Annotated in this window: 23 protein-coding genes; 13 read left to right on the forward strand and 10 right to left on the reverse strand. The window is 60.0% G+C overall.

Annotated elements, in window-relative coordinates; genetic code table 11:
- Window positions 1–4: 4 nt before the first annotated feature.
- From ACWHXP_RS16410 to ACWHXP_RS16445, 8 genes are all read left to right on the forward strand, one after another.
- On the forward strand, window positions 5–1,651 hold the full coding sequence (locus ACWHXP_RS16410) for a methyl-accepting chemotaxis protein (protein ID WP_489635538.1): 1,647 nt from the start codon (window positions 5–7) through the stop codon (window positions 1,649–1,651).
- A 209-nt stretch (window positions 1,652–1,860) separates the two neighbouring features.
- On the forward strand, window positions 1,861–2,739 hold the full coding sequence (locus ACWHXP_RS16415; RefSeq protein ID WP_034332131.1) for a CorC family transporter: 879 nt from the start codon (window positions 1,861–1,863) through the stop codon (window positions 2,737–2,739).
- Between the two features lie 28 nt (window positions 2,740–2,767).
- Entirely contained in the window at window positions 2,768–4,393 is a 1,626-nt protein-coding gene (gene lnt, locus ACWHXP_RS16420) for an apolipoprotein N-acyltransferase (RefSeq protein WP_489635537.1), read from the forward strand.
- 120 nt (window positions 4,394–4,513) lie between these two features.
- The gene (gene glyQ / locus ACWHXP_RS16425) at window positions 4,514–5,407 is read left to right on the forward strand and encodes a glycine--tRNA ligase subunit alpha (RefSeq protein WP_489635536.1); all 894 of its coding nucleotides are present in this window, start codon (window positions 4,514–4,516) and stop codon (window positions 5,405–5,407) included.
- A 98-nt stretch (window positions 5,408–5,505) separates the two neighbouring features.
- Entirely contained in the window at window positions 5,506–7,626 is a 2,121-nt protein-coding gene (gene glyS / locus ACWHXP_RS16430; protein ID WP_252697618.1) for a glycine--tRNA ligase subunit beta, read from the forward strand.
- Window positions 7,627–7,717: 91 nt separating this feature from the next.
- Complete coding sequence (gene gmhB / locus ACWHXP_RS16435; RefSeq protein ID WP_017451462.1) at window positions 7,718–8,275, forward strand: D-glycero-beta-D-manno-heptose 1,7-bisphosphate 7-phosphatase; 558 nt, start codon at window positions 7,718–7,720, stop codon at window positions 8,273–8,275.
- A 55-nt stretch (window positions 8,276–8,330) separates the two neighbouring features.
- A complete protein-coding gene (locus ACWHXP_RS16440; protein WP_489624671.1) occupies window positions 8,331–9,116 on the forward strand; it encodes a lysophospholipid acyltransferase family protein in 786 nt (261 codons plus the stop codon).
- A gap of 52 nt (window positions 9,117–9,168) precedes the next feature.
- Window positions 9,169–10,161: a M48 family metallopeptidase gene (locus ACWHXP_RS16445; RefSeq protein WP_134135437.1), complete on the forward strand. Its 993-nt coding sequence runs from the start codon at window positions 9,169–9,171 to the stop codon at window positions 10,159–10,161.
- Window positions 10,162–10,190: 29 nt separating this feature from the next.
- Here ACWHXP_RS16445 and ACWHXP_RS16450 read toward each other — a convergent pair whose 3' ends face one another.
- The 5 genes from ACWHXP_RS16450 to ACWHXP_RS16470 all read right to left on the reverse strand — a co-directional run bounded on the left by ACWHXP_RS16450 (window position 10,191) and on the right by ACWHXP_RS16470 (window position 16,842).
- On the reverse strand, window positions 10,191–12,314 hold the full coding sequence (locus ACWHXP_RS16450) for a TonB-dependent receptor (RefSeq protein ID WP_489635535.1): 2,124 nt from the start codon (window positions 12,312–12,314) through the stop codon (window positions 10,191–10,193).
- A gap of 204 nt (window positions 12,315–12,518) precedes the next feature.
- Complete coding sequence (locus tag ACWHXP_RS16455; protein WP_034335606.1) at window positions 12,519–13,802, reverse strand: chloride channel protein; 1,284 nt, start codon at window positions 13,800–13,802, stop codon at window positions 12,519–12,521.
- A gap of 354 nt (window positions 13,803–14,156) precedes the next feature.
- Window positions 14,157–15,254, reverse strand: a complete 1,098-nt coding sequence (locus ACWHXP_RS16460) for an IS630 family transposase (RefSeq protein ID WP_489635534.1) — start codon at window positions 15,252–15,254, stop codon at window positions 14,157–14,159.
- A 71-nt stretch (window positions 15,255–15,325) separates the two neighbouring features.
- The gene (locus tag ACWHXP_RS16465) at window positions 15,326–15,763 is read right to left on the reverse strand and encodes a hypothetical protein (protein WP_489635533.1); all 438 of its coding nucleotides are present in this window, start codon (window positions 15,761–15,763) and stop codon (window positions 15,326–15,328) included.
- 2 nt (window positions 15,764–15,765) lie between these two features.
- Complete coding sequence (locus ACWHXP_RS16470; RefSeq protein WP_489635532.1) at window positions 15,766–16,842, reverse strand: hypothetical protein; 1,077 nt, start codon at window positions 16,840–16,842, stop codon at window positions 15,766–15,768.
- 44 nt (window positions 16,843–16,886) lie between these two features.
- Between ACWHXP_RS16470 and ACWHXP_RS16475 the strand changes: the two genes are divergently transcribed.
- The 3 genes from ACWHXP_RS16475 (at window position 16,887) to ACWHXP_RS16485 (ending at window position 19,329) form a co-directional block, all read left to right on the forward strand.
- Window positions 16,887–17,381: a winged helix-turn-helix transcriptional regulator gene (locus ACWHXP_RS16475; protein WP_489635531.1), complete on the forward strand. Its 495-nt coding sequence runs from the start codon at window positions 16,887–16,889 to the stop codon at window positions 17,379–17,381.
- 204 nt (window positions 17,382–17,585) lie between these two features.
- On the forward strand, window positions 17,586–17,933 hold the full coding sequence (locus ACWHXP_RS16480) for a helix-turn-helix domain-containing protein (protein ID WP_489635530.1): 348 nt from the start codon (window positions 17,586–17,588) through the stop codon (window positions 17,931–17,933).
- Between the two features lie 631 nt (window positions 17,934–18,564).
- Window positions 18,565–19,329: an IclR family transcriptional regulator gene (locus ACWHXP_RS16485; RefSeq protein ID WP_489635529.1), complete on the forward strand. Its 765-nt coding sequence runs from the start codon at window positions 18,565–18,567 to the stop codon at window positions 19,327–19,329.
- A 272-nt stretch (window positions 19,330–19,601) separates the two neighbouring features.
- On the opposite strand, the gene ACWHXP_RS16490 is transcribed toward ACWHXP_RS16485, so the two are convergent.
- Window positions 19,602–20,585, reverse strand: coding sequence for a toll/interleukin-1 receptor domain-containing protein (locus tag ACWHXP_RS16490; RefSeq protein ID WP_489635528.1), 984 nt, complete (start codon window positions 20,583–20,585; stop codon window positions 19,602–19,604).
- 195 nt (window positions 20,586–20,780) lie between these two features.
- Here ACWHXP_RS16490 and gloA point away from each other — a divergent pair, with 195 nt between their 5' ends.
- A complete protein-coding gene (gene gloA / locus ACWHXP_RS16495) occupies window positions 20,781–21,185 on the forward strand; it encodes a lactoylglutathione lyase (RefSeq protein ID WP_489635527.1) in 405 nt (134 codons plus the stop codon).
- A gap of 83 nt (window positions 21,186–21,268) precedes the next feature.
- The gene (locus ACWHXP_RS16500; protein WP_489635526.1) at window positions 21,269–22,048 is read left to right on the forward strand and encodes a hypothetical protein; all 780 of its coding nucleotides are present in this window, start codon (window positions 21,269–21,271) and stop codon (window positions 22,046–22,048) included.
- Between the two features lie 8 nt (window positions 22,049–22,056).
- Here ACWHXP_RS16500 and ACWHXP_RS16505 read toward each other — a convergent pair whose 3' ends face one another.
- The 4 genes from ACWHXP_RS16505 to ACWHXP_RS16520 form a co-directional block, all read right to left on the reverse strand.
- Entirely contained in the window at window positions 22,057–22,263 is a 207-nt protein-coding gene (locus ACWHXP_RS16505) for an EamA family transporter (RefSeq protein ID WP_489637747.1), read from the reverse strand.
- 90 nt (window positions 22,264–22,353) lie between these two features.
- Window positions 22,354–23,670, reverse strand: a complete 1,317-nt coding sequence (locus ACWHXP_RS16510) for an MFS transporter (RefSeq protein ID WP_489635524.1) — start codon at window positions 23,668–23,670, stop codon at window positions 22,354–22,356.
- 144 nt (window positions 23,671–23,814) lie between these two features.
- Window positions 23,815–24,969: an FAD-dependent monooxygenase gene (locus ACWHXP_RS16515; RefSeq protein ID WP_489635523.1), complete on the reverse strand. Its 1,155-nt coding sequence runs from the start codon at window positions 24,967–24,969 to the stop codon at window positions 23,815–23,817.
- Window positions 24,970–25,304: 335 nt separating this feature from the next.
- Window positions 25,305–26,351 carry an XdhC family protein gene (locus ACWHXP_RS16520; RefSeq protein ID WP_489635522.1) on the reverse strand — a complete coding sequence of 349 codons (1,047 nt, stop codon included), beginning with the start codon at window positions 26,349–26,351 and terminating at the stop codon, window positions 25,305–25,307.
- Between the last annotated feature and the right edge of the window lie 5 nt (window positions 26,352–26,356).

Raw genomic sequence — 26,356 nt, forward strand, 5'->3', positions numbered from 1 at the left:
TGTCATGAAGAACCTGAAGATCGGCCATCGTCTTGGCCTTGGCTTTGCCGCCGTACTGGTCCTGCTGGTGGCCGTCGCCAGCTTCGGCCTGCAGCAAGTCTCGCGTCTGAATGATCGCATCGTCTTCCTGACCTCCATCGACGAGGGCAAGCTTGAAGCACTTTCCAAAGTGCAATTCGCCGTGGGCCTGCGCGCCATTGCGGCCCGCAACCTGACGCTGGTCAATGGGACTGCCGAACAGAAAGGCGATCTCGACCTGGTCGGCAGCGCCCAGAAAGATATCGATTCCGGCATGGCCGAGCTGACCCGCCTGATGCAAGATCCGGCGACCACGCCGCAGGAACGCGACATGCTGGAGCAACTGCGCAAGCTGGAGGCGCAATACCTGCCGGTGGCCGTCAACATCGTCAAGCTGGCGACCTCGCAACAGAACGAAGCGGCACGCACTTCGCTGGTCAAGGATTGCATGCCCATCCTCAATCGCGTGATTGCCCACGTGGAGCAATTCAACAAGCTGCTGCGCAAGAATTCCGCAGCCAATGTGGACGCAGCTGAAGCCGCCTACACCATGGCCAAGTGGACCATGACGGGAGCCAGCATTGCGGCCCTGATCCTGGGTGGCCTGATCGCCTGGCTGCTGACCCGCTCGATCTCCCGTCCGCTGGCCCAGGCCGTGAGCGTGGCGCAGAGCGTGCAAGCGGGTGACCTCGGCAGCCGCATCGAAGTCACCAGCAAGGATGAGCTGGGCCAGCTGATGGCCGCGCTCAAGGGCATGAATGACAGCCTGGTGGCCATCGTCGGTGAAGTGCGCCATGGTACCGACACCATCGCCGTGGCCTCAGACGAAATCAAGCGCGGCAACATGGATCTGTCCCACCGCACCGAGCAGCAAGCCGGCTCTCTGCAGGAAACCGCCTCGGCGATGGAGCAGCTGACTGCCACCGTCAAGCAGACCTCCGACAATGCCCGCGAAGCCAAGCGCCTGGCCGACAATGCCTCGGACGTGGCCACCAAGGGCGGCGCCGCCGTGAACCGCGTGGTCGAAACCATGCACGCCATCAGCACCTCCTCGCACAAGATCGTGGACATCATCAGCGTGATTGACGGCATCGCCTTCCAGACCAACATTCTGGCCCTGAATGCTGCAGTGGAAGCGGCCCGTGCCGGTGAGCAAGGCCGTGGTTTCGCGGTGGTCGCCTCCGAAGTGCGCTCGCTGGCCCAGCGCTCGGCTGTTGCCGCCAAGGAAATCGAGACGCTCATCAATGAATCGGTCGCCAAGGTGGCTACTGGTGAAAAGCAGGTCAGCGAAGCCGGGTCGACCATGGACGAAGTGGTCAGGAGCATCCAGAGCGTGACCCACATCGTGCAGGACATCAGCGCCGCCAGCGCCGAGCAGACTGCCGGCCTGGAACAGATCAACACCGCCGTGGCCCGGATTGACGAAACCACCCAGCAGAACGCAGCCCTGGTGGAACAGGCTGCCGCGGCCGCCGCCTCCATGCAGCAACAGAGCGTGGCCCTGACCGATGTGGTGAGCATCTTCAAGCTCTCGGCCGAGCAGGCTGCACCTAGCGGTGTACGCGGCTCGCAGCAGGCCGCTGTGCAGCAATATTCCCAAGACACGGCGATGCCGGCCCTGAGCTACGCCTGAGCACCAGGCAGAAAGTTTTTCCCTGAGGGTGTACTTGCCGGCATCGTGAATGCCGGCTTTTTTTTGCTCGGTGAAATGGCGTGAAGACATCGGAATTTCCAAGAGGCAAGCGGGACGGCAGCCCGCTGTGGCCGGGCCTTAGTGGACTTGTCACATAATTGTTGTATCCTATGGCTCTTCGAAACTACGTCGGGCTCGCGCCTAACGCCATGCAAGATCACCCTAGTAGCGTCAAGTCTGACGCTAAACCCCATCGTTCCCTGTTTGAACGACTCACCGCACTGATTTCCCCCGAGCCCGAGAACCGGGCAGAACTGCTCGAAGTGTTGCACGACGCACACGAGCGCAATCTCATCGACGCCGATGCGCTGTCGATGATCGAAGGCGTGTTCCAGGTCTCCGACCTGGCCGTGCGCGACATCATGGTGCCGCGCTCGCAGATGGACACCATCGACATTTCCAAACCGATCGAAACCTGGATGCCCGAAGTGCTGGCCACGTCCCACTCGCGCTTCCCCGCCGTGGATGGCGAGCGCGACAAGGTGATCGGCATCCTGCTGGCCAAGGACCTGCTGCGTTACTACGCCGAGGAATCCTTCGACGTGCGCGACATGCTGCGCCCGGCCATCTTCATTCCCGAATCCAAGCGCCTGAACGTACTGCTGCGCGACTTCCGCGCCAACCGCAACCACATGGCCGTGGTGGTGGACGAATACGGCGGCGTGGCCGGCCTGATCACCATCGAGGACGTGCTGGAACAGATCGTCGGCGACATCGAGGACGAATACGATTTCGATGAAGCCGAAGACAATGTGCTGGCCCTCAAGGATGGCCCGCACGGCGCGCGCTGGCGCGTGAAAGCCCTGACCGAGATCGAGCAGTTCAACGCCGAAGTGGGCAGCCGCTTCTCCGACGAAGACGCCGACACCATCGGCGGACTGGTCGCCAATCACGTCGGCCGCGTGCCGCGCAAGGGCGACGAATTCGACATCGATGGCCTGCACTTCGAAGTGCTGCGCGCCGATGCGCGCCAGGTCCACGTGCTGCTGGTGTCCAAGCTGCCGCCGGCACCGCTGGACGACGAGTGAATCGCCTGATCTGCCTGCCGTTGCAACCGTGACTTCCCCCTCCTCCCAAGACCTGCCGCTGCCGCGCGGCGCGACCGCTGCGCGCGGTCGCCTCGGCACGGCGCTGGCCCTGCTGCTGCCGGTGGCAGCGGGTGCGGTCAACGTCTTCGCCTTCGCGCCCTTCAAGCTGTGGCCCTTGCAGATCCTGGCCCTGGCCTGGCTGTTCCATGGCGTGCTGGCGCAACCGCAAGCCTCCACCGGCCGCCACTTCCTGCGCGGCTGGCTGTACGGTTTCGGCTGGGCGGCGGCGGGCGTGCACTGGCTCTACATCAGCATGCATGACTACGGCGGCATGCCGGGCTGGATGGCGGCACTGGCCGTGGGCTTGCTGGCGCTCTATCTGGGCTTGTATGCGGGTGCGGCTACCGCGCTGGCAGGCTGGCTGCGCCATCGCTGGTCGTCCTCGCCGCTGGTACTGGCGCTGTTCATGCTGCCGGCGCTGTGGGCGCTGTCGGAGTGGGCGCGCGGCTGGGTCTTCACGGGATTTCCCTGGCTGATCTCGGGCTATGCGCATACGGCCGGCCCGCTGGCCGGATTCGCCCCGGTGGGCGGCGTCTATTTCGTCGGCTGGGTCGCAGCGCTCATCGCGGGCAGCCTGGCGCTGCTGTGGATGGGCCTCACGCGCAAGGGCGTGGCTGGCACTGGCCAGCGCATCGTGCTGCCGCTGTGTGCTGCGGCCCTGCTGTGCGCGGGCGGCGTGGCCTTGCGGCTGGTGCACTGGACCACGCCACAAGGCCAGCCGATCACGGTGCGCCTGCTGCAGGGGAACATTCCGCAGGAAATGAAATTCTCCAACGATGCCCTGGTCTCCACCCTGGGCATGTACGAACAGATGATCAGCGCCGCCCCGGCCGACCTGATCGCCACCCCGGAAACCGCCATCCCGCTGCTGCCGCAGCAATTGCCGCCGGATTACCTGGAACGCATCGCGCGCTTCGCGCAAAAGAGCGGCAGCCATCTGGCGCTGGGCATTCCGCTCTCCGATGGTCCGCAACTGTATGCCAATTCGGTGCTGGGCTTCGGCCCGGGACTGGGATCGGCCTTGATGCCCTACCGCTACGACAAGCACCATCTGGTGCCCTTCGGTGAATTCATCCCGCCGGGCTTTCGCTGGTTCGTCGACCTGATGCACATCCCGCTGGGCGACATGACGCGCGGCGCGCCGGTGCAGTCGCCCTTCGGCGTGAAGGACCAGTGGGTGCTGCCCAACATCTGCTACGAAGATCTGTTTGGCGAAGAAATCGCCGGCCAGTTGCGCGCTGCCTACCGCGCCGGCCAGCCGCAGGCCAGCCTGCTGCTGAACCTGTCCAACATTGCCTGGTTCGGCAATTCGATCGCCCTGCCCCAGCACCTGCAGATCTCGCAGATGCGCACGCTGGAAACCGGCCGCCCGATGCTGCGCGCCACCAATACCGGGGCCACGGCGGTGATCCTGCCGGGTGGCGCGGTCAGCGAACTGCCGCCCTACACGCGCGGCGTGCTCTCCGGCCAGGTGCAGGGCTATGGCGGCCAGACCCCCTACATTCTGCTGGGCAACAAGCTCATCGTCGGGCTGGCGCTGCTGATGCTGCTGCTGGCCTGGGGCCGCAACAAGGCCGCGCGCATTCGCCACTGATCTCAAATGCCAGGGGCCGGCAGTGCCGCGCCCTGGCAAAACCGGGTCAAACGCCCCAAAAGGCGCTAAAATTCAAGGTTTTCGCAATTCCTCCGCCGGTTCGCCAGGCCACCACACACGATGCTGACATTTCAACAAATCATCCTCAAGTTGCAAGAATATTGGGACGCCCAGGGCTGCGCACTGCTGCAACCCTACGACATGGAAGTCGGCGCGGGCACCTCGCACACGGCAACCTTCCTGCGCGCGATCGGCCCGGAACCGTGGCGCGCCGCCTATGTCCAGCCTTCGCGCCGTCCCAAGGATGGCCGCTATGGCGAAAACCCCAACCGCATGCAGCACTACTACCAGTACCAGGTGGTCCTGAAGCCGGCGCCGGAAAACATCCTGGACCTGTACCTGGGCTCGCTGGAGGCGCTGGGACTGGATCTGAAGCAAAACGACGTGCGCTTCGTCGAGGATGACTGGGAAAACCCCACCCTGGGCGCCTGGGGCCTGGGTTGGGAAGTCTGGCTCAATGGCATGGAAGTGACGCAATTCACCTATTTCCAGCAGGTCGGCGGCCTCGATTGCAAGCCGGTGCTGGGCGAGATCACCTACGGCATCGAGCGCCTGGCCATGTACCTGCAGGGCGTGGAAAACGTCTATGACCTGGTCTGGACCGAATGGACCGAGAACGGCGTCAAGAAGCACCTGACCTATGGCGACGTGTTCCACCAGAACGAAGTGGAACAATCCACCTTCAACTTCGAGTACTCGAACACCGACTTCCTGTTCTCGCTGTTCACCAACTACGAAGCCGAAGCCAAGCGCCTGATGGAAGTGCCGCTGGCCCTGCCCGCGTATGAACAGGTGCTCAAGGCCGCCCACACCTTCAACATGCTCGACGCCCGTGGCGCCATTTCGGTGACCGAGCGCGCCGCCTACATCGGCCGCATCCGCAATCTTTCGCGGGCGGTGGCGCAGGCCTACTTCGAATCGCGCGAGCGCCTGGGCTTCCCGATGCTGGGCTAGGCACCGGCACAAGCGGCCGCCTGAGACGCAGCAACACGACATCATGCGGCACCGGTTGACTTGACCGGTGTCCCGAGCAAGACAGCAAGACAGACAACATGAACCAGACACTCCTCGTAGAACTCGTCACCGAAGAACTCCCGCCGAAGGCGCTGGCCAAGCTGGGCGATGCCTTCGCCAATGGCATCTTCAATGGCCTGCAAAGCCGCGGCTATCTCGATGCCGGCGCTGCCGCCACCGCCTACGCGACGCCGCGCCGCCTGGCCGTCTCCATCACGCAAGTGCGCGCCGCCTCGCCGGACAAATCGATCCGCGAAAAAGTGCTGCCGGTGACCGTCGCATTGGACGCCGAAGGCCGCCCGTCGGCACCGCTGGTGAAGAAGCTGGCCGCACTGGCCGCCTCCACCGGTGCCACCGTCATCACCCCGGACCAGCTGGAACGCGCCCAGGATGGCAAGGCCGAGAGCTTCTTCTACACCTATACCGCCAAGGGTTCGGCCCTGGCCGTGGGCCTGCAGGCTGCGCTCGACGAAAGCCTGTCCAAGCTGCCCATCCCCAAGGTCATGAGCTACCAGCGCCAGTTCGGCCGCGCGGCCGGCGAGACGGTGCACTTCGTGCGTCCCGCGCACTACCTGGTGGCGCTGCTGGGCAACGACGTGGTGCCGATCAATACGCTGGGCCTGGATGCCGGCCGTACCACGCTGGGCCATCGCTTCCTGTCCTCGGGTGTGCTGCAGATCGCCTCGCCCGATGCCTACGTCGAGGCACTGGCCACGCAAGGCAAGGTCATCGCCAGTTTCACCGAGCGCCGCGAAAAGATCCGCACAGCGCTGCTGGCCAAGGCCGGTGGCGATCAAGTGCTGATGCCGGATTCGCTGCTGGACGAAGTCACCGCACTGGTGGAATGGCCGGTGGTCTACGAATGCAAGTTCGAAGATGAATTCCTGGCCGTGCCGCAGGAATGCCTGATCCTGACCATGCAGACCAACCAGAAATATTTTGCGCTCACCGACGCCGATGGCAAGCTGCGTTCACGCTTCCTGATCGTTTCCAACCTGGAGACCGATCGCCCCGAACACATCATCGGCGGCAACGAGCGCGTGGTGCGTCCGCGCCTGTCGGATGCCAAGTTCTTCTTCGAGCAGGACAAGAAAAAATCCCTGGCCGATCGCGTGCCGCAACTGGCCAACGTGGTCTACCACAACAAGCTGGGCAACCAGCTGCAGCGCACTGAGCGCGTGCAGGCACTGGCCGGCAAGATCGCCAGCCTGCTGGGCGGCGACGTCAAGCAAGCCGAGCGCGGCGCACTGCTGGCCAAGGCCGACCTGCTGACCGACATGGTCGGCGAGTTCCCCGAACTGCAAGGCATCATGGGCACGTATTACGCGCGTCACGACGGCGAGTCCGATGAAGTGGCACTGGCCGCTTCCGAACACTACCAGCCGCGCTTTGCCGGCGACGCCTTGCCTGCCACCGCCACCGGTACCGCCGTGGCCCTGGCCGACAAGCTGGAAACCCTGGTCGGCATCTGGGGCATCGGCCTGCAGCCGACCGGCGACAAGGATCCGTTCGCCCTGCGCCGCCATGCCCTGGGCGTGTTGCGCATGCTGGTCGAAAAACGCCTGCCGCTGTCGCTGACCGCCTTGCTGGATGCGACTGCGGGACTGTTCGCCGGCAACGCCAATTTCAAGGATCCGCGCGCCGATGTGCAGGCCTTCATCTACGACCGCCTGCGCGGCCTGCTGCGCGAGCGCGGCTTTGCGCAGAACGAAGTGGAAGCCGTGGTGGCCCAGCAGCCTGACGTGCTGGACAACGTGGTGGAACGCCTGCAAGCCGTGCAAGCCTTCGCCGCCTTGCCGGAAGCCGAGGCCCTGGCCGCTGCCAACAAGCGCATCACCAACATCCTGAAGAAGATCGAAGGCGTGGCCATCGACGCCCACGGTGCCGTGCAGGAAAACCTGCTGCAGGAAGCCGCCGAGCAGGGCCTGTTCGCCGCCATGCAGACCACGCGTCCGCAGGTGCAGGCAGCCTACGCCGCGGGTGACTTCGCCGGTGCGCTCAAGGCCCTGGCGCAACTGCGCCAGAACGTCGATGCCTTCTTCAACGACGTGATGGTCAATGCCGAGGACGAACAGCTGCGCAAGAATCGCCAGGCCCTGCTGGCCTCGCTGCATGGCATGCTCAACCAGGTGGCTGACATTTCCAAGCTGGCGGCGTAATCCATCACGCTACCGGCTGTCGTACACGCAACACCGATCCGCCGCGCACGGGCTTGTCCTGGCGCGGCGGTATTCATGAAGGAAAGCAGGAATGAAACTGATCATTCTCGACCGCGATGGCGTCATCAACCAGGATTCCGATGCCTTCATCAAGTCGCCCGACGAGTGGATCCCCATCAAGGGTTCGCTGGAAGCGATCGCGCGCCTGAACCAGGCCGGCTATCGCGTGGTGGTGGCCACCAACCAGTCCGGCGTGGCGCGCGGCTTGTTCGACATCAAGACCCTCAACGCCATCCACCAGAAGATGCACAATGCGGCCCAGCAGGCCGGTGCCGATATCGATGCGGTGTTCTTCTGCCCGCACTCGGCCGATGACAATTGCGATTGCCGCAAACCCAAGCCGGGCATGTTCCACGAGATCGCCAAGCGCTTCAACATCAGCCTGCGCGGCGGTGTGGCGACCGTAGGCGATTCGCTGCGCGACTTGCAGGCGGGCTATGTGGCCGGCTGTGCGCCCTACCTGGTGCTGACCGGCAAGGGCGAGAAGACCCAGGCCAAGGGCGGCTTGCCGCCGGGCACGCTGGTTTTTCCGGATTTATCGGCAGTGGTTGATTTCATTCTGAAGTCGCCGGTCGGGGTCTCGGTATAGTGCCGTCACTGCGACCGCGCAGCCAACCCCATTCATTACAACAACATGCTTCGGCATGGGAGAAACGATTTTGCGCCTTGTCCTGATTCTGCGTTCGGTGGTCTTCATGGTCTTGATGGCCGTGGCCACCATCATCTGGTCCTTCGCCTGCCTGCTGTCGGCCCCCTTCCCTTACGCCCAGCGCTACTGGTGGACTTCGCGCTGGAACGTGTTCGTGATCTGGACCGCGCGCGTGATCTGCGGCATCCGCTACGAAATGCGCGGCACCGAGAACCTTCCCGATGCGCCGGTGATCCTGCTCTCCAAGCACCAATCGGCCTGGGAAACCATCTTCTACGTCATCAACATGCCGCGTCCGCTGGTGTTCGTATTCAAGAAGGAACTGACCTACATTCCCTTCTTCGGCTGGGGCATCGGGCTCTTGCGCATGATCCCGATCGATCGCAAGAAAGGCCGCGATGCCTTTGCACAAGTGCTGGAACATGGCCGCCGCCGTCTGCGCGATGGCCAGTGGATCGTGATGTTCCCGGAAGGCACGCGCACCGCCGTGGGCTCGCAGGGCAAGTACAAGGCCGGCGGTTCGCGCCTGGCCGTGGAAACCAATACGCTGGTGGTACCCGTCGCAATGAATTCGGGCGAATGCTGGCCCAAGGGCAGCTTCGTCAAGAAGCCGGGCGTCATCACGGTCTCGATCGGCAAGCCGATTTCGCCGGAAGGCCTGAATCCCCAGGAATTGAACGAGCGCGTCGAAAATTGGATAGAATCCGAGATGCGCGTGATTTCGCCGGACGTCTACAAAAACAGCGCGCCCCGGCCGGCCGCCACGACTGCATCGCAGTAATGCCGCGCGGCCAACTCCTTAGCCAACAGCAACACAGGACGCCGCGACTGCCTTGATACTGCTCCGCAAACCCAAACCCAATCCCGACCAGCTCTCGCTGCAACTGGATTTGTTTGGCGCGCCCGCTGCCGCGCCGGCAGCGGCGCCCGTCGATCCGGGTCCGGCGTTGCCATCACCTACGGTGCAGCCGCCGCTCATCGTGACACCGCATCCGGTCGTCCATGCGGCTCCGCTGCCGCCGCCCCTGATTCCCGAATCACCCGCATCACCCTCACCTCCCAGCCCGCTGCTGGCCCCGCCGACCACGGCCCGTCCGGCCGATGGCAAGCGCCGCATCCAGCTGGGCGAGCACACCATCGATTTCGCACTGCTGCGTTCCAAGCGCCGCACCATCGGTTTCCTGGTCAGTGATGAAGGCCTGCGCGTGACCGCGCCCAAGTGGGTCACGCTGGCCGAGATCGACAACGCCATCCGCGAGAAGCAGCGCTGGATCCTCTCCAAGCTCAACGAGCGCCGCGAGCGTTCGGCGCGTCGCCTGCAACCGCAGATGCAATGGCGCGATGGCGCCACCCTGCCCTATCTGGGTGCCGACATCACGCTGCGCATCCGCACCGGCCAGCGCCAGGCGGTGTTTCTTGACGAAGTCACGCGCGAACTCAACATCAGCCTGCCGGCCGACGCCGGCGAGCAGCAATTGAAGGATCGCGTGCAGGGCTGGCTACAGGCGCGCGCCGAAGAACTGTTCGGCAAGCGGCTCATGATCTATGCCGAGAAGCTGGGCGTGCAATATCGCTCCTACGCACTGTCCTCGGCCACCACGCAATGGGGCTCCTGCACGTCGGATGCGCGCATCCGCCTGAACTGGCGGCTGATGCATTTCGCCCTGCCGCTGATCGATTACGTGATCGCGCATGAACTGGCGCACCTGCGCGAGATGAACCACAGCCCGCGCTTCTGGGCCACGGTGCAATCGATCTTCCCCGAATTCGAATCGGCCAAGAAAGCCTTGCGCGACAGCGCAGCCGAGACCATGCCGATCTTCTGACCGGCCGGGTCCGGCCCTCCCTCACTCGCTCAGAAGCGCACGTTCACACCCACGTCCAGCGAGCGCCCATAGCCCGGCAAGGCTTGCAGGCTGCCGCTCTTGGTCTTGGCCAATCCCGACAGGTAGACCCCGCCCAGCGCATCGGCGTAGTTGCGATTGAACAGGTTGCTGATGCCTGCGCTGACGCTGATGGCCTGGTTGAACTGATAGCTGCTGCGCAGGTTGAAGACGGTATAGCTGGCGGTGACCGGCTCCAAGCGATTGCTGTCCACCAGCGTCTTGCGTGCGACGTAATTCACTTCAGCGCGGTTGGTCCACGCGCCTTGCTGCTGCTCCAGCGCGGCCAGCACGTTGAAGGGCATCATGTGATACAGGTTGCCGCCATCGACACGCTTGCCGCGCGTGAGGCCGGCCTTGCCGGTGAAGGCGATGTCCCCGAGTCCGGCAGTGCGCAACAGCGGCCACTTCCACGAGGCGTTGATGCCATACAGACGGGCATCGTGATTGGCGAATTGCAGCAGCGCACCCGAGGCAGTGCTGACGCTGTAGGGATTGAAGCGGCCGATGACGTCGGCATCGATGTAGTTCTCGACGTAGCTGAAATACGGTGTCAGCTTGAAGAACCAGCGCGGTTCGTTGCCGTCCTTGTCGGCCGCATGCCAGTCAGCGGTGGCCGAGAGGGTATGCGCCACTTCCGGCTTGAGATCGATGTTGCCGACATAGCCGTTTCCATCGCCGAACCAGTTGGTCATGGTCATGGCCATGGTGCCGCGGCCCCAGGTGTAGCGCTCGTAGAGATTGGGCGAACGCGTCTTGCGGGCATAACCCACCTCCCAGGTCTGCCCGGCGTCGGGCGTGAAGCGCGCCAGTGCGGTGAGGTCGATGTTGTTGTCGGTCTTCGCGTGGCCGCGGGCATTGAAGGCATTGGCCGCCGTCAGGTCAGCCATGTTCATCATGTTGGTGCCATAGGATTGCACGTTGCCGGCATCGGTCTTGACCAACTCGTCGCGCACACCCACGATCGTGCTCCAACGTTCATTCAACTTGCCTTCCCACTCGGCGAAGAGGGCGTAACGATCGCGCTTGCCGTCGTTGATGTTCACATAGGTCCGGGGGCCCATCATCATCGAGCCAGGTACGGCCGGCCAGTCGTCATCCAGATGGAAGCTGTGGTACTCGTTGCCCACGCGCAGTACGCTGCGGCCCTCCGGCGCGAGGTCGATATCGGCGCGCAGCGTGTAACCGAGATCACGGCCCTGTGTCTGCATGGGCATGGTGCCGGTGCGTTCGGCGCTGAAAAATCCCATCTCATGCTCGGTGCGCTGCCAGTACACGCGGCCCAGCAGCTGGCCCCAGTCGAAGCGGCGCTCATAGCCCAGGTTGGCAAAGGTGGAGCGGTTGCCGGTCATGTCCATGTACTGGTTCGGGAAGCCCTGGTAGGGGATGTATTGCTGCCCGGCCTTGAACACCAGTTGCTGCCCGTCGCCGCGTGCGGCCACCGTCACCGCGTGGTTGTTGCTCTCGAACTGGCTGCCCAGCACCTTGTCGCCACGGCCGTTGACGTAGCTCTCGGCCCGCGACTGGCTGGCTACGTAATGCACCGAGAGACTGTCACTGGCCACCGTCCCTTCCACTGACGCCGATACTTCCGAATTGACGCTGCGTGCTGCTACCGAGAAGCCCCCCTTGGTCAACAGCTCGCCGGGCTGTGCCGCGAACTGCGGTGCCGGCGACGCCAGTTCGATGGTGCCGCCGATGCTGTCGCCACCCACGCTGACCGGCGTGATGCCGGCCATCACGCGCGTGATCCCGACCTGCGCGGGCGGGATGTAGGACATGGGTGCGTTCATCTGGTTGCCACAGGCGGCGGTGACCTCCATGCCATCGAGGCGGATCTTGAGGCGGTCGGCAGCGAAGCCATTGAGGACCGGCAGCGCCGAAACGCCGCCTGCTGCGGCGCTGGCGTAACCGGGTTGATCGGCCAGCAGCGCAGCGCTGTCGGCGTTGAGCGGGGCCGTTGCGGCAGGCTTGTCACCGCGCACGGTGACGGTCGGCAGGGGCGCATCGGCCGCATCAGAAGTGGTCTGGGCCAGGGCATGGCCGCAAGCGCTGAACGCCAGCGCGATGGCGCAGGCACAAGGAGTGAGTTGCATGGAAATCCCCAGGGGTTGTCGTTATCGGTCTGCCTGTCTGTGCAGGCAAGTACAGCGGGCGATTATGGCCAAGCAAAACGACGAGGGAGTGCGACATATTGTCGCGCGCGGCACGACAGAATGACGAAGGCGGCGCGCAGCTGCCCGGGGAGCGGGTGTGGGCGGCTGCGTCAAATTGACGCAGCCTTTCGACGATGTGTAGCGTCAGTGCTTGAGATAACGTTCGGCCAGCGTTTCGTACAGCGGCGGTGCGAATACTTTGGAGACCGCCGAGGCAATCAGCGCGGTGGCCATCAGCGAGATCACCAGCGCATGGCCGTCGACCATTTCCATCACGATCACGAAGGCGGTGATCGGCGATTGCGTGACGGCCGCGAGGTAGCCCACCATGGCCAGCGCCACCAGCATCGGCAGCGAGGTGCCACCGAAGAGCAGGTGCAGCAGGTTGCCGAAGCCGGCGCCGATGGACAGCGAAGGCGCGAAGATACCGCCCGGCAGGCCCGGCAGGTAGGAGCCGATCATGGAGGCGAACTTGAGGAAGGGATAGAACACCGACAGCCCCTGCCCGTCGTTGAGCAGGCCATGCGCCTGTTCGTAGCCGCTGCCGAAGGTGGCCCCGCCGGCGGCCACGCCGATGACCGCGACGATGAAACCGCACAGCGCCGCGAACGCCACCGGACGTTCGGCGCGCAGCGTCACGACGGGGGCAGGAATCCAGCGGGTGGGATTGAGGATGAGCCAGCAGAACAGTCCGCCGGCCACGCCCATCAGTACCGCGGTCACGATCACGGCAAGGATCAGGCGGCCGCTGGTTTCGCCAGGGAAGGCGATGGAGCCGAAATAGGTGTAGTTGCCATTGATCGACAGTGCCACCAGCCCGGCGAAGATGATGGTGGTGATGACCACGCCGCTGGCGCGCTGTTCGAAGCTGCGCGAGAGTTCCTCGATGGCGAAGACGATGCCGGCCAGCGGCGTGTTGAAGGCCGCCGCCAGGCCGGCGGCGGCACCGGCCAGGATCAGGCGGCGTTCCATGTGCTCGTATCCGGTCGGATACAGGCGGCGCAGGTTGTACATGATGGCCGCACCGATTTGCACCGTCGGTCCTTCGCGGCCGATGGTCATGCCGCCGGCGATGGCCACCACCGACAGCACGATCTTGCCGACCAGCACGCGGATGGACAGCAGCACGCTGCCGCGTTCAGCGGTATCCCCATGCAGGGTGGCAATGGCCTGCGGGATGCCGCTGCCTTCCGAGCCGGGGAAGTAGCGGCGCGTGAGCCACACGCAGGCGGCACAGACAGCGGGCGTGAGCAGCAGCGGCAGCCAGGGCGACCTGTGTTCGATACTGCGGAAGACACCGAAGCCGAGTTCGATGGCCTGTGCATACAGCACCGCAACCAGGCCGACGATGATGGCACCGCTCCAGAGGATGCCGTATTCGACCCATAGCCGGCGCAGATGACTTTTGGAGAGTTGGTAGAGGCTCAATTGGCGTTCCTGTTGTTGTTCTGTTGATGCAGAGATGCAAGATGCAGACATGCGTGGATGCAGCGATGCATCCTCATGGACACGGCCTGTGCTGCGAAAATCCCGCCGCATGGCCGCGCCATGAAAAAAGCCCGCGTGCGCGGGCTGGCAGGCTGACAGCGACTTGCCTCAGTCGGCGGCGCTGTACTGTTCCTTCTTCTGGATGAACTCGATCTTGTAGCTCCCAACACCCCAATGTCCTGGGAATGTACATCGCGGCAAGACTGATATTTAAAGGGGGTTGATGACCGGAAAAATGCATTGAGATTACTTTCACAAATGTATATGTTATCGAACATGCGCATTATAAACTGCTTAGGGGTAGTGTCCTGTCCCGCTGATACGTGAGCAAAGTCGATGCAGCTTTTCCAGGATCGAGTCTACGGTAGCGGCCCACTTGAACGGCTGGCAATTGGCGTTGTAGGCGGCAACGAAGTGGTCGATACGCTGCACGAGTTGCTTGACGCTCGTGAAGGAACCGCGGCGGATGGCCTTATCGGTGATGAGCGAGAAAAGCCGTTTGACTTGATTAAGCCACGAACTGTATGTCGGGATGAAATGCATATGCCAGCGTGGTCTGGCGGCCATCCAGGCCTTGATTTTCGGGTGGCTGTGAGTGGCATAGTTGTCGCAGATGCAGTGAACGTCTAATTCGGCCGGTACAGCCTTGTCGATCTCGCGCAGGAAGGACAGGAACTCCTGGTGTCGGTGACGTGGCTTGCAGGCGGCCAACACGGCACCATTGAGTACGTTTAGCGCTGCAAATAGCGTGGTCGTGCCATGACGCTTGTAGTCGTGCGTGACGCCCTCGATGTAGCCCAAGCCCATGGGCAGCATCGGTTGCGTGCGCTCCAGCGTCTGGCACTGGCTCTTCTCATCCACACAGAGGACCAGCGCGTTCTCCGGAGGGCTCAGGTACAGGCCGACCACGTCGCGCAGCTTCTCGATGAAGAATGGGTCGTTGGACAGCTTGAAGCTCTCGGTACGATGCGGCTGCAGCCCGAAGAGCTGGAAGTAGCGCTGCACGCTGGTCTTGGAAATGCCGGTCTCGGCGGCCACGGTACGCACGCTCCAGTGCGTCGAACCATTAGCTGGCTTGGTATGCAGCGTGGTCTTGATCAACTGCGCCACACGCTCATCGTCAATCGTGCGGGGCTTGCCAGGACGCACGTCATCGTACAGACCTGCAATACGGCGCTCGATGAACCGTGTGCACCATTTCCCTACGGTGGCCTTGGTGAGTTTCAACCGCGCAGCGATAGCGCTATTGAGCTCGCCCTCTACGCTGCTAAGAACGATACGCGCTCGCATGCTCAACGCAGCAGGCAGCGAGCGACTTCGAGCGAACGATAGTAACTGTGCTCTCTCCTCCTCCGTCAACAGCAATTCAACCGTCGGTCTGCCTCTTCTCATCTCGATATCTCCAGTTACAAGATAGCGCAGCCGTATGCAAAATTAATGCCATCAACTAATGGGACAGGACACTAGGAAGGTGCATCCGTCCGAATTTTGGCATGGATGCTTTTCACTTTTCCGCTACTCATCTGTACTATTTTGTTCTTAGCATCCCGCAGTTCCACAATCAGTGAAATCTCGCGGGCAATCGCTTCATCCCGTTGCTGCTGGCAGCATTCGAGTTCTTTCATGCAGTTTGCAAGTTTTTCTTCAAAAGAACGTTCTCTTACTTTTGATAATGCCTGCGTACCAGGCGACGGAAGGCGCTGTCGATCAGAGGCTGCTTTAATCTCTGTGATGAGCGCTTGATGCCCTGCTCGCGCTTTTCTAATGCTGCCTTTTTTTGCGCCCGCCTCAACGGCGACAGAATCGTTGTTTATTAGAGTGCCCTTTGAAACAATCCTTGGTTGATTTTTCTCAAGTCGTTCCAATGCCTGGAAATACTTACTGACAGCGATTTCTTTCATAGTTAGATCTTGGGCTTAATGTAGTTCTCGTAATAAAGATTTAAGTGCGCTAGGTCCCTTTCCTCCATCTTCTGAGCGACGTCATCGCCCGAGAAGCTCGAGAGCTTGCTCTCGTAAATCTTGATAGTTCTAAGAAGCTTCTCCGGCTTGATGATTGCACGCGTACAGTCCAGACAACCGACTACGGAACGAAACGCACGCTTCATACAAGGAGTCGTTTGGGTGCAACCGCCAAGTGGCGTCTCTTTGTACGAAAGCTCGCCATTTTTGAACTGCTTCAGCGTGCTCTCACGTGTATTAGTCGGCAGCGAATCCAGTGAGCCATCTTGAAATTTCTTCTGCGTGAACATTCCATGGGCACCAAAAAGCTTTTCCCCAGCACTGAAAATCAGTTTGATATAAGCCAATGCTTGCGACTCTGTCTGTGCCGCCTGATATTCCTTGGCGAAATGATCGCTGCTATCTGTCAGGATCTTTGTGATGTGGTTGCTTCCCTTTCCGTAGTAGAGTGACAACTTCTGGGTAATGTGCTTGAGCTGTCTTCTCAGAGATGGTAGTGAAACAAAACCAGAGGTAGACGCATACAAAGCTAAAGAACGCCGCAACTGGTGACGTTTAATTTTCCATTTCGTACCAATAGAGAACCACGATTCGCTACGCCAAGCGCGATGGGGGTCAATGAACTCGAGTTCATTTAGGTCGGACTCTGTGATGTTGGCCTCAACTTTTTCGAACAAATCGTCGAAATCCCGCAAATTCACACGTCCTACGGCATACCAGTTTTCGCGACTGATCGTTTGGTCAATTCGAGTCGAAGTAAAAGGTAAGTGCATACACGATATAAACAACGGAAGTTTAAGATCCGAGTTGACTAGCTCTGGGCGCATTGATTCAGAGATTGTCTTGGCAATTTTCTGTGCAATACGAATTGCTTTCTGCCCGTCCTCAGATGTTGTCCAAGTCGTCTCTTTTCGGATTCCGTTATTGTATTTCGATGTGAATCCGGAAATCTCATACTGTTGATTTGCATTGAAAACTGACCCACTTTCCCCGGAAATTTGCATCCAAAGTTGACCCATGTTTAGACCACAATCCTGCTCATGACAGCGAGCGGGAGAACGGAGTGATAGACGTGGCCCTACTTGGAATTATTCGACGCTGGTACATCAGAGACCGCATCTCAATTCGGGAAATCGCCCGCAGGCTCGACATTTCCCGCAACACAGTTCGCCGCTACATCCGATCCGATGTCAGCGAACCTGCTTATCCAGCAAGGCGTTCGCCAAGCTCGCTCGATGACTTCACCGCCAAGCTCTCCGCTTGGCTCAGCGCAGACGCGGTCAAATCTCGGAAGCAAAGAAGGACCCTAAAACAGATGTTCCTGGACTTAAGAGAACTGGGATACGAGGGGTCGTATGACCGGGTGGCTGCCTTCAGCAGGCAATGGAAGGTGGGTCAAATGGAGAGGGTCAAATCTGCGAGCAAATCAACACCCATTGCGCAAATTGCTCTATTGGCTCACTTCCTCGCAGCGGGATATTACGATTGTTTCGGTTTCCAGGTTCTCGACGCCACTCAACCGTCAAACTACCATCGACCTTCATGGAGATGGATTTAACTCTCTTAGAGGCACCGCCAACTCCGATGTAAGTTGAAAGTGGCCGAATATCACAGACGTTCATTGGGTACAGTAATAAGACAATATGGCTAGCTGAGAATCACGGGGAAATCAGGACGCTCAATATTCTTCGTGGAAGACAGGAAGAACAGATACTAAGTAAGTCTTAGTACAACGTCAATAGCATCCTAAGACACTCTTAGGATGAGTTCGAAAAAAGACACTTCTGGCGTTTTCCCGCGGCGGCTTAAGAGCGCCAGGCAGGCTGCTGGTCTCACCCAATTTGGTTTGGGGGTGTCGGCTGGTATAGATGAATATTCTGCAAGCCCGAGGATCAATCAGTACGAGCGGGGAGTTCATATACCTGATCAGGGAACCTCCCTCCGCTTAGCGAAGGCCTTGGATGTGCCGCTCAGTTACCTTTTCGAACCAAATGAACAATTGGCCGAATTTGTCCTTTTAGCCGCGAGGCTTACGAAGGATGATTTGAAGAAATTGACCTCATATCTGAGGGAAGCTCTCGAAGAAAGAGACGATCTGCGATCAGAATAATATTTCAGGAGAATTTTGTTCACGTGATTGAATTTTTCATGTGTGAAATTCCAAGATATGCGTGGCTATTCCTAGATATGCGCACGCTCTGACTAGTTAAACGCCATTTTTCCCCTGATGCCCTTAAAGTGCGGGCCGAAATTCTGAAGTGCTAGGAATGAGATATGTTCGACAGTATGTCGAAATTTGACTAGAGGTAAATTTGCTCGTACAGTAATATCGTCGCCTTCAAGGCCTTAGTTGCACTTGTGCCCCACGTGGCCCCAAAAAGCTCGCTCAGGTCTTTAACGAATACCGCTATCCGTCCATCCGATAACGTCAATTCCTTGCCCAAGCTCGGGTGTGCCCATGCCTTGGATGTTCCGCCTAACTCGCTCCATAATCCTCTGCAATGATAGGTTTTTCCATCGCCAGCGGTACCGGCGATTAGCAGCGATCCTGGTTCACCGGACTTTACTCGGGCAATAATTTTGTCTAGCTGCGGACTAGGCAATGTAATCGGAGCGACCTTTGCCCGATTAAGCGCGCCTGTGATATGTTCATCGAACAAATTTGAGTTGTTCGGAGTCGGCTCCATAGGAGCGCAAAAACCGAACCCAAGCACTGGAAACTGGAGAAAGCCTTTGAACCGGTGCGCGCCCCGGCACGTGTCCTGCAGGTGATTTACGAAATCGCCCTGAGCGCCAATGGCCTGACGCTAGCGCGTCTGGTCACGCTAACCGGTTTGCCCAAGACCAGCTTGCTGAGCTTGTTGCGCTCGTTGGAAGCATCCAACTATGTCATCAACGTTGGTGGCGCCTATCGCTTAGGCGACGAGACAATGCGCGTTGCCGAGGCCATCACCTCCAAAGAGCGATTTCTGCAGCTGGCACGCCAAGTCATGCAGGGACTGCACAACGATACAGGCGAGACAGTGCAATTGAGCGTACTCGCCAGCGATGAGCCTGCTGCCGAATCCATCGAGGTGATCGAGACGCGCAAACCAATCCGGCTCCTTTTCCCGGTCGGTCTGCGTCGTCCGCTGTATTGCTCGTCCATTGGCAAGCTACTACTAGCGCACCAAAGCGCAGCTTGGATTGATGAATATCTGATGCGTACAAAGCTGGTGGCATACACCCCCGAAACCGTTACCGATCCAAACCTGCTGCGGGAGGAACTGGCGATCATCCGCGAGACCGGGCTATCAGTGTCGCATCAAGGAATGTTCGAAGATTCGAGTGGCATGTCAGCCACTATCTGGAACGCGCAAGGCCAGATGATCGGTGGAGTGTCGGTAGTAGCGCCCACCTATCGCATGATGCGCGATGAGCCAGGCATGCGAGCCTTGGTGCTGGCTGCTGGCAAGGACGTCTCGCGCCGGTTAGGTTTTGAACAGGCGTACCCGGCTGTCGTCTGATCTAAGGTTCTGTGCCAGCGCACATGTTACGCACATCAAAGTGCTGCCCATGGAATAGGCCACAACAGAAAACAATTTCCGTGCGAAGAGTAAGCACAACTCCGAGGAAATTGTTTTCGCCGCAACGTTAGGGCAAATGAGTCCAAAACCCAGCCAGATCAGCGCCGCAGGTTGGTAGCAAACAATGGAGGAAAACACCCGCCTGCCGAATTTTTCCCCGACAAGAGCGAAACGATCATATTGTCCACAGCTGAGTCACCAGCTGTGCTCCGTCACCGTTGTACCGGTTCCATTAACATAGACCACAGATATTCCGCGGCACCGGTTGCCGACAGCTTATCGGCGACCCCTCGCGCCATGGACATCATTGGCTTGAGATACAAGGTTTGGCTGTCCTCTGTGATGGTAAGCGCTTCATTGAAGCTATTCGTATGTGTTGCGATTTGATTCGAATAGGTAATCTCGCGACTGCCACTTCCACCAAAGGCGCCGCCGTGTACGATGGTGCATTGCGAGACGCTCTTGCCGTCTTTGTAGATGCTTACAGTGAAGCGACGGGCATCTATCCGCGAAAATCTTCCTTGGAATTGGGGGTGCCGCGTCTGCAATTCCTGGAGCGATCCTTCGAAGAATCGGGCAATAAATTCGAACGCCTCCGTAACAAACGTATCCCTATCAAGGTCCGAAAACTGGTGCCTGACACGCAGGTTGCTAGACCTTGGCAATTGCGGGCTAAAGGTTTGTTCAGCCGCCACAGCCGGGCTTGCCTGCGGCGCACTTGCCGCCGCTGAAGCGCGCCCCTGCGATACACGTGATACAGATTTCGCTGCCACCGCGGCGCGGATGGATTTCGCGATGTTCGCAAATGCCTCGTCCTGATTGGGCCAGGATGTCACCGCCTTGCCATCAGTTGGGACAGCATTGAGTTTTCCAAACGGGGCACTATGCCAGTCGCAAGCGCGTAGGATGACTGGAATGACGCGCGCCTCACCGGTGGCATGGCGTTCCAATGCGCGCTTCATTTCAGTCGCGTAGCAATACTCTGATGCGATAAAGTTCGCGCTGACTAGTAGCAGAATGATGTCCGCTTTCTCAAGTTGATCGTCAATACTGTCGTCCAGATTGTCGCCTGCGACGATACGCCGGTCGTGCCACGCAGAAATTAGCCCCTCCCGCTTCAGCAAAGAAAGATGGACTTCTAACTGGTCGCGCAGCGACTCATCTACGTGTGTGTATGAGAAGAAAACTGATGCCATGCAGGTCTCACCAAGAAGATCAGGTCAATGTAGAAGCTCTACTTCCAAGATAACACGACTCGCCAGAGGACAGAGGTCAACGCACAATAGACGAAGGGTCACACAGTCCAGCCAGAGTACTGTTCCCTGCATATTCGGCTCGAATATACGATAATGTGTGCGTTACAAAATACTAGCCAGAGGAAGGAATAGCCAATGAGAATGCTGCACACCATGCTACGGGTCGGCAACTTGGACAAATCCATTGATTTCTACGTCAATGTGCTCGGGATGAAGCTGCTACGCAGGAACGATTATCCCGAAGGAAAGTTCACACTTGCATTCGTTGGCTATGGGGAAGAGATCGATCACACTGTCCTGGAGCTAACTCATAATTGGGATACGGAATCATATGATCTCGGTTCCGGCTATGGTCACATTGCGATCGAAGTTGAAAATGCTTATCAAGCCTGTGATGCCGTGAAGGCGAAGGGCGGTATCGTTACGCGCGAAGCAGGCCCTATGAAACACGGCAAGACTGTCATTGCTTTTGTACAGGATCCTGACGGATATAAAATAGAATTTATTCAGAAGAAAGAGAACTTCAGTTTTGCTGATTAAGGAAAAGCCCGCATATGCGGGCTTTTTTTCTGCTGACGTAGCATTGAAGACATTGCTGATTCTTGATCTCGACCAGGTGCAATATGGACCTCACTGATGATGAAGTAAGATACTCCCGCCCAGATGACATTGACTTTAGGGCGTTGCCCCGCTCGCTAGGTCAATTGCACTTCTTCTGGGACAACATGTTTCTACGAGTGCAAGCAAACAATCTGGCGATCGTCGACGAGTTCATCACCAGACTTGAATACCAGAATCTCAGGGCATACTTGGAAGAAGAGAAAACGCCGAGTGGCACTTACTTCCTGCTGGCACAATCGCAAATGTGGATCTTCGCGGCATACGAACTTCTACGTACATGGGATGAGCGCGTGCGCGACATTCTGAAGTGGCAAAAAAATGGTGGCATTGCACTTAATCTGAAAGATCTCAAGACTCTCGATAAAGATCCTCAGCGCCATGGGAACGAGGTGCTGAAGCAGCAGCTGGAGGCTGTATTAAGTGGGGATGTTCCTGCTGACGAATTGGATGCCCATCACAGGCACGTCCAAATGCAATTCAAACGGCTTGAGTGGATTCGGGTCGCCCTTGCAAAACATGAAGTCAAGGGAAAACAAAAGATTCCCGCTCTTTCGCCAGGATATGGCAGGCTCAATCTCTGGTGTGGTTCACTAGACTTCGAGCTTGAAAACGGAAAATACATCATGGGGTTCGTCAACCGCCGAGACATCGCAGATGGATTACGGCACCTCGACTTGACCGGCGAGCCTCCAAGTGAAGAAACGCTCAAAGAGTACGACGATTTCATGTCGGGAAAAGACTTTAATCCTAGAGACATGCTCCCACCGGTGCCACCTAGCTGAAGGTCGAGTCATCCATTTTTCTTCGCCGACCAGATGGCGATAGCCATCAAGGCCAGACCAACGAATTGTATGGCTGACAGAGTATGACCATAAAATTTCCAGTCGACTAGGAACGCAGTCATTGGATAAGTAAACTGCAGCACTGCAACACGGCCGCTCCCCAATTTTGCAAATCCTGTGAACATCAGGACATACGCCACTCCAGTGAACTGCACCCCAAAAGTTGGACATAAATTCAACCTTTGGGGTGCAGTTCACGCAGCGGTGGCTCCTTCGAAGTAACAAGCTCCGGCGATCTGACTAACTCATTCCAGCGCCCGGTTGCGTGACTCCACATCCACACACAGGATGGCAACGGCGCCGGCTACCAAGAAGGTCGACAGCATCACCAGCGACAGCGTGAAGTGGCTGGCCATGACCGGGGCGATGATGGCCGGAGCGAACAGACCGCCGAAGCGGGCCACCGCGCCGGCCGTACCCATGCCGCTGGCGCGCAGGTCGGTCGGGTACACCTCGGGCGTGAAGGCATACAGCGCGGCCCAGGTGCCCAGCAGGGAGAAGCTCAGCAACAGCGTGGAACCGACCACCAGCTTGGGATCGCTGCCCAGGCTGTAGAGCATGCAGCCCACCGCCGACAACAACAGGAAACCGACCAGCGTGGGCTTGCGACCCCAGCGTTCGACCCCGTACGCCGACAGCGCATAACCAGGCAATTGCACCAGCGCCAGGAAGATCAAGAAGATCTGGCCACGCATGAAACCAAAGCCCTCCGAACCCAGTTTGACCGGCAGGTAGACAAACACGCCGTAGTAGGCAAGCGAGATCAGGCCCCAGGCCAGGTACAGCGACAGGCTGCGGCGACGCAGGGCGGCCGAGAACAGCGCGCTCATGGGCTTGCGCTCCACCACTTCGGGCTGCAGCGGCGGAATCGGGGTGCTGCTGCCGTTGACCTTGGCGACCCGCTCCAATACCTTGCGGGCGGCGTCGGACTTGCCGCTGCGGTTGAGGTACATGGGCGACTCCGGCACGTAGAAGCGCAGCACCACGCCCACCAGCGCTGGCAGTCCGGTAACGAAGAAGATCACGCGCCAGGCATCGTTGCCCCAGCTCACCGCCACCAGTGCCAGCACCGCCAGGCAGATGGTGCCGATGGCCCAGAACGATTCCAGCATCACCAGCCAGCGACCGCGACGGGCGCTGGGCAGGAATTCGGCCATCATGGTGTAATCCACCGGCAGCGTGCCACCCACCCCGATGCCGGTCAGCAGGCGCAGAGCCAGCAGCCAGGTGAAGTCGGGAGCGAAAGCCGAGGCCACGCCGAAACAGGCATCGATCACCACCGCGCACATGAGCACCGGACGACGGCCGATGCGGTCGGCCAGGCGACCGAAGACGAAGGCGCCCAGCAGCATGCCCACGAAGAACATGGTGCCGCTCTGCAGCGCCTGCGGCACCGTCAGGCCGAAGGTCTTGGCGATGGTCGGTGCCGAAAAACCGATGGACAACACCTGCATCGCATCGGCCAGCCAGACCAGGCCGAAGATGACGAACAAGCGGTACTGGAACTTGCCGACCCCGGCGGCCTGTAGCCCCTTTTCCACTGTCGCGGGTAGCGTGGACATGCAACTCTCCTCAAATGATCGAAACGGCAGCGGGTTGAACCGACAGCCTTACCGGCGCAGTTCACCGGTGACATGAATGATGCAAGAGCCGGGCCATCTTCGCTTTCCCTCGAAGCCGGCGCGGCGGTTTGCAGGCCAAAGCGCTCAGGCTGCGGCCTTGCTCGGTGAGACCAGCGGCTCGGTGAAGACATCGTAGCCAAAGCACCAGGACGGGTCTTCATTGGTGCGCAGCCAGGTGTTCTCGTGCGAGATGCGCTGGACCTTGCTGGCGCGAGTGGCACGATTGGCTTCGTAGAGGGCAAAGGCGTCGGTGTAGTTGCTCACGCCCACTTCCTTGAAGCAGCGTGCCAGCATGGCGCCATCCTCGATGGCCATGGCCGCGCCCTGTGCCATGTGCGGTTTCATCGGGTGGCAGGCATCGCCCAGCAACACCAGGCGGCCACGGCTCCACAGCGGCAGCGGATCGCGCTCCAGCAGAGACCACTTGGTCACTTCCACGGTGGCATCGACCAGCGCCTGCACGGTCGGGTGCCAGCCACGGAAGGTCTCGCGCATTTCTTCCTTGCTCGAAGGCAGCCAGCGGTCGTTCAGGTCCCACTTCTCGACCGGTACGCCGGTCACGTAGTAGAGCTCGTCGGCCTTGCTGGTGACGAAGTAGGTCATCATGTGACGGTCGTCGCTCCACCACTTCACACAGGCATCGAAGGGCAGCATGCCTGCCTTGACCTCAGGGGTGGGAAACACGGCGCGGTGCGCCAGGTAACCGGCGTACTTGGGCGGTTCCACGCCCAGCAGTTCTTCGCGGATGCGGGAGTTGACGCCATCGGCGCCGATGACGATGTCGGCCTCTTCGGTGGTGCCATCGGCAAAGCTGAGGATGACGACGTTGCCGCGATCCTCGACCTTGGTCAGGCACTTGTCGAAGCTCACGCGATCGCCGGGCAGGGCCTTGATCAGCAGTTCATGGAAATCACCGCGATGCACCGTCAGGTAGGAGGCGCCATAGTGCTTGACGGCGTAGTCGCCCAGCGGAATCTGCGCCAGCACATCGCCGGTTTCCCAGTGGCGGCTGTACCAGAAGTCGGGGCGCGAACCCTGGCGGTTCATCTCATCCTCGATGCCGATGCGACGCAGCACCTTCATCACGTTGGGGCCGACGTGGATGCCCGCTCCCAGACGGGAGAAACCGGGCGCCTGCTCGTAGACGCGCACATTGAAACCTTCCTGCAGCAGCAGCGCCGCCGTAGCGGCACCGCCCAGGCCTGCGCCGACGACGGCGATACGTGGGGAATTGGACACTCTGATCTCCTTGCGAAATAGGTAGGAAGCTGGGTTGAAGCCGGGATAAAAAGCGACGACGCAAACGCTCCTGATACGTCGAATGAAATAGAGTGTACACACTCTATTTTTAAAAGAATAGAGGTTTATCCAAGAGAATTTTCTTGCTGCATTGCAGTGCGATGGATGACCAACAAAGGGGCAAATAACGCCATTTTGGTGCGGGAATTCGGTGATTCCCCGAGTCGAAGAAGGGGCGTGCGATCGACACCATATAAAGCGTACACATTATTTATTGCGCATCACCGGGGAAGATTGTCCCCGCACTGGGGCAGGCCCGGCGTGGCTGGCCACACTCACCCCTGGTGACGCAGGCAGGTGGCTCCCCGCTCCTGCTCAGGCGGGGCGTCGCGGCCACCACGCGCCGCCTTGGCCGCTTCGATGCCCCACAGGCGTGGCAGCTCCACCCCGTTACGCACCGCAACAATCTCGGCCATGATGGAAATGGCGATTTCCGCCGGCGTCTTGCTGCCGATGAAAATTCCCACCGGTCCGCGCAGCTGGCGCAACTCGTCGGTGGAAAGATCGAACAGTCGCAGGCGCTCGCGACGAGCATGGTTGTTGTGGCGCGAGCCCAGTGCGCCGACGTAGAAGGCCGGGGTCTTCAATGCCTGCATCAGTGCCAGGTCATCCAGCTTGGGATCATGAGTGAGCGCCAGTACAGCCGTCCGGGGATCGGGCTGCATCGCATCCACCGTATCGTCGGGCATGGTGCGCGCCAGCTGCACGCCGGGCAGGTCCCAGTCTTCCATGTACTCGCTGCGCGGATCGCAGACGGTCACCTGGAAATCGAGCGCCTGCGCCATCTGGCAGACCAGTCGCGACAAGGCCCCGCCGCCGATCAGCAACAGCCGGTAGCGCGGTCCATGCAGGGTTTCCAGGCTGTCCTGATCGACCTGCAGCATGCCGCCGGCCGTCACCGGTGTCAGCGCGACCGTACCGCTGCGCAGGCACAGGCGCCGCCGCACCAGCTGGCCACGCGCCAGCAGGGCCAGCAGCTCGTCGATGCGACTGTGCAGCGACAAGGGCTCGGTCACCAGTTCGATGGTGCCGCCGCACGGCAGGCCGAAGCGATGCGCCTGGTCGGCATCGATGCCGTAGCACAGGCGCCCGGGCAAGGCCTGCACGATGCCGGCCGCTTGCACGCTGGCGATCAGATCATCCTCGATGCAGCCGCCGGAGACCGAACCGACAACCCGGCCGTCGTCGCGAATGGCCAGCAGCGACCCCACCGGACGCGGCGCCGACCCCCAGGTGCGCACCACCGTCACCAGCAGAACGCGGTGGCCGGCCTGCAACCATTGCGCGCTGCGCCTGAGCACTTCAAGGTCGATACTGTCCATGCGCC

This window comes from Herbaspirillum sp. Her2 (assembly GCF_057961375.1).

What these genes read in the sequence shown, in the direction of transcription:
- glyS (WP_252697618.1), top strand. Translation starts at nt 5,506, where the DNA reads ATGAACCAGACACTCCTCGTAGAACTCGTCACCGAAGAACTCCCGCCG.
- ACWHXP_RS16510 (WP_489635524.1), bottom strand. Translation starts at nt 23,670, where the DNA reads ATGTCCACGCTACCCGCGACAGTGGAAAAGGGGCTACAGGCCGCCGGG.
- ACWHXP_RS16520 (WP_489635522.1), bottom strand. Translation starts at nt 26,351, where the DNA reads ATGGACAGTATCGACCTTGAAGTGCTCAGGCGCAGCGCGCAATGGTTG.
- ACWHXP_RS16415 (WP_034332131.1), top strand. Translation starts at nt 1,861, where the DNA reads ATGCAAGATCACCCTAGTAGCGTCAAGTCTGACGCTAAACCCCATCGT.
- ACWHXP_RS16460 (WP_489635534.1), bottom strand. Translation starts at nt 15,254, where the DNA reads ATGAGAAGAGGCAGACCGACGGTTGAATTGCTGTTGACGGAGGAGGAG.
- ACWHXP_RS16500 (WP_489635526.1), top strand. Translation starts at nt 21,269, where the DNA reads ATGGACCTCACTGATGATGAAGTAAGATACTCCCGCCCAGATGACATT.
- ACWHXP_RS16465 (WP_489635533.1), bottom strand. Translation starts at nt 15,763, where the DNA reads ATGAAAGAAATCGCTGTCAGTAAGTATTTCCAGGCATTGGAACGACTT.
- ACWHXP_RS16410 (WP_489635538.1), top strand. Translation starts at nt 5, where the DNA reads ATGAAGAACCTGAAGATCGGCCATCGTCTTGGCCTTGGCTTTGCCGCC.
- glyQ (WP_489635536.1), top strand. Translation starts at nt 4,514, where the DNA reads ATGCTGACATTTCAACAAATCATCCTCAAGTTGCAAGAATATTGGGAC.
- ACWHXP_RS16480 (WP_489635530.1), top strand. Translation starts at nt 17,586, where the DNA reads ATGAGTTCGAAAAAAGACACTTCTGGCGTTTTCCCGCGGCGGCTTAAG.
- ACWHXP_RS16440 (WP_489624671.1), top strand. Translation starts at nt 8,331, where the DNA reads ATGGGAGAAACGATTTTGCGCCTTGTCCTGATTCTGCGTTCGGTGGTC.
- ACWHXP_RS16470 (WP_489635532.1), bottom strand. Translation starts at nt 16,842, where the DNA reads ATGGGTCAACTTTGGATGCAAATTTCCGGGGAAAGTGGGTCAGTTTTC.
- gmhB (WP_017451462.1), top strand. Translation starts at nt 7,718, where the DNA reads ATGAAACTGATCATTCTCGACCGCGATGGCGTCATCAACCAGGATTCC.
- ACWHXP_RS16490 (WP_489635528.1), bottom strand. Translation starts at nt 20,585, where the DNA reads ATGGCATCAGTTTTCTTCTCATACACACACGTAGATGAGTCGCTGCGC.
- gloA (WP_489635527.1), top strand. Translation starts at nt 20,781, where the DNA reads ATGAGAATGCTGCACACCATGCTACGGGTCGGCAACTTGGACAAATCC.
- ACWHXP_RS16450 (WP_489635535.1), bottom strand. Translation starts at nt 12,314, where the DNA reads ATGCAACTCACTCCTTGTGCCTGCGCCATCGCGCTGGCGTTCAGCGCT.